Source organism: Kitasatospora sp. NPDC057542, from assembly GCF_042801945.1.
Lineage (GTDB): Bacteria > Actinomycetota > Actinomycetes > Streptomycetales > Streptomycetaceae > Kitasatospora.
Genome location: NZ_JBHVFE010000695.1, coordinates 1 through 3,145, shown reverse-complemented (window position 1 = coordinate 3,145; position 3,145 = coordinate 1). Strand labels below are relative to the sequence as shown.

At 68.6% G+C, this 3,145-nt stretch carries 1 protein-coding gene; it reads right to left on the bottom strand.

Features of this window, described 5'->3' with window-relative positions; genetic code table 11:
* Positions 1-51 precede the first annotated feature (51 nt).
* The gene (locus ACFU7Y_RS42205; protein WP_224282154.1) at positions 52-2,571 is read right to left on the bottom strand and encodes an ATP-dependent Clp protease ATP-binding subunit; all 2,520 of its coding nucleotides are present in this window, start codon (positions 2,569-2,571) and stop codon (positions 52-54) included.
* Positions 2,572-3,145: the final 574 nt, after the last annotated feature.

The following is a 3,145-nucleotide window of genomic DNA, read 5'->3' as shown; positions in this document are numbered from 1 at the left end:
GCGTGAACGCCGGGGGCTCGGTGGCTGTGAAGTTGTCTGTTAAAAGTTGGGTTACTTCGTCAGGTCCGGACCGGACGAGGCGACCGCGGCCGGGGTGTCCGCGACGGCCGACTTCTCCTCGCCGCGGAAGGTGAACTTGGCGTCCTTGCCCTCGCCCTCGACGTCGACGACGACGATGTGGCCGGCCCGCAGCTCGCCGAAGAGGATCTTCTCCGAGAGGTGGTCCTCGATGTCGCGCTGGATGGTGCGGCGCAGCGGACGGGCACCCAGGATCGGGTCGTAGCCGCGCTTGGCCAGCAGCTTCTTGGCCTCGACGCTGAGCTCCAGGCCCATGTCCTTGTCCTTGAGCCGCTCGTCCACCTTGGCGATCATGAGGTCGACGATCTGGATGATGTCGTCCTCGGACAGCTGGTGGAACACCACGATGTCGTCGACACGGTTCAGGAACTCGGGGCGGAAGTGCTGCTTGAGCTCCTCGCCGACCTTCGCCTTCATCCGCTCGTACCCGGTCTGGGTGTCACCCGCGGCCGCGAAGCCGAGGTTGAAGCCCTTCGAGATGTCCCGGGTGCCGAGGTTGGTCGTCATGATGATGACGGTGTTCTTGAAGTCCACCACGCGGCCCTGGGAGTCGGTCAGGCGACCGTCCTCCAGGATCTGCAGCAGTGAGTTGAAGATGTCCGGGTGGGCCTTCTCGACCTCGTCGAAGAGGACGACCGAGAACGGCTTGCGGCGGACCTTCTCGGTCAGCTGGCCGCCCTCCTCGTAGCCGACGTAGCCGGGCGGGGAGCCGAACAGCCGGGAGACGGTGTGCTTCTCGGAGAACTCGGACATGTCGAGCGCGATCAGCGCGTCCTCGTCGCCGAACAGGAACTCCGCCAGCGTCTTGGACAGCTCGGTCTTACCGACACCGGACGGGCCGGCGAAGATGAACGAACCGCCGGGGCGCTTCGGGTCCTTGAGGCCCGCACGGGTGCGCCGGATGGCCTGGGAGAGCGCCTTGATGGCGTCCTTCTGGCCGATGACGCGCTTGTGCAGCTCGTCCTCCATGCGCAGCAGGCGGGACGTCTCCTCCTCGGTCAGCTTGAAGACCGGGATGCCGGTGGCGGTGGCCAGGACCTCGGCGATGAGCTCCTCGTTGACCTCCGCGACGACGTCCATGTCGCCGGCCTTCCATTCCTTCTCGCGCTTGGCCTTGGCCTGCAGGAGCTGCTTCTCGTCGTCGCGCAGGGACGCGGCCTTCTCGAAGTCCTGCGCGTCGATCGCGCTCTCCTTCTCGCGGCGCACGTCGGCGATCTTCTCGTCGAACTCGCGCAGGTCCGGCGGCGCGGTCATCCGGCGGATGCGCATCCGGGAGCCGGCCTCGTCGATCAGGTCGATCGCCTTGTCCGGCAGGAAGCGGTCCGAGATGTACCGGTCGGCCAGGGTGGCGGCGGCGACCAGGGCGGAGTCCGTGATGGAGACCCGGTGGTGGGCCTCGTAGCGGTCGCGCAGACCCTTGAGGATCTCGATGGTGTGGGGCAGCGAGGGCTCGGCGACCTGGATCGGCTGGAAGCGGCGCTCCAGCGCGGCGTCCTTCTCCAGGTGCTTGCGGTACTCGTCCAGGGTGGTGGCACCGATGGTCTGCAGCTCGCCGCGGGCCAGCATCGGCTTGAGGATGCTGGCGGCGTCGATGGCGCCCTCGGCGGCGCCCGCGCCGACCAGGGTGTGCAGCTCGTCGATGAACAGGATGATGTCGCCGCGGGTGCGGATCTCCTTGAGCACCTTCTTCAGGCGCTCCTCGAAGTCACCGCGGTAGCGCGAGCCGGCCACCAGGGCGCCCAGGTCCAGCGTGTAGAGCTGCTTGTCCTTGAGCGTCTCCGGGACCTCGCCCTTGACGATCGCCTGGGCCAGGCCCTCGACCACGGCGGTCTTGCCGACACCGGGCTCACCGATCAGCACCGGGTTGTTCTTGGTGCGGCGGGACAGCACCTGCATGACCCGCTCGATCTCCTTCTCGCGCCCGATGACCGGGTCGAGCTTGGCCTCGCGGGCGGCCTGGGTGAGGTTGCGGCCGAACTGGTCCAGGACCAGCGAGGTCGACGGGGTGCCCTCGGCGGGCCCGCCGGCCGTGGCCGACTCCTTGCCGCCGCCGGTCTGGTAGCCGGAGAGCAGCTGGATGACCTGCTGGCGCACCCGGTTGAGGTCGGCGCCCAGCTTCACCAGGACCTGGGCGGCGACGCCCTCGCCCTCGCGGATCAGACCGAGCAGGATGTGCTCGGTGCCGATGTAGTTGTGGCCGAGCTGGAGGGCCTCGCGGAGCGACAGCTCCAGGACCTTCTTCGCCCGGGGGGTGAAGGGAATGTGGCCGGACGGGGCCTGCTGGCCCTGGCCGATGATCTCCTCGACCTGCTGGCGAACGGCCTCAAGAGAAATCCCGAGGCTCTCCAGGGCCTTGGCGGCGACGCCCTCGCCCTCGTGGATCAGACCCAGGAGGATGTGCTCGGTGCCGATGTAGTTGTGGTTGAGCATCCGGGCTTCTTCCTGAGCCAGGACGACAACCCGCCGCGCGCGGTCGGTGAACCTCTCGAACATCGTTTATCGCTCCTCAGAGCGGTCGGGCAGTTCGGGGTCCGTCCCCGCCCTGTCCTTCCGCATGCTAGTCCCGCTCAGCGGCGCGGCCCACGGATTCACTCCCCGGTAGAGGAGCGAGATGCTGCGCGACCAGCCGACACCAATCCCAACCTGATGCTGGGAAACGGTGTTCCCACAGGTGGGCCGGATGCACCGGATTCCGCTACGCCATCGGCGAACACGTGCCGCCGGGGCGCGGCCGGAACCGTCCGTCCGGTCGCCCATACTGCCCCTGGACGGACCGAAGAACCCGTCCACCTGCATTCATACCCGGTATCGGGACGGTTCTCGCGCAGTTTCCGCGGTGGCGGTGTTCGCCTGGCGAGAAGTCCGGCCGCGGCGACGGTGGTTCGACGGCGGCCGGGGGCCGGGTACGCCGTCCCGGTGGTGTCCGCGCTACCGCTTCGCTCCTACAGCGTTGCACGGCCCGTGATTGTTCCGCCGCCCGAGCCCGCGCCCGGCAGGGCCCCCGGTACCGGTGGTGGCGCGGCCGTCCGGGCACGCGCCGCGGGGCGCGGAGGAGACCCCTCCGCGC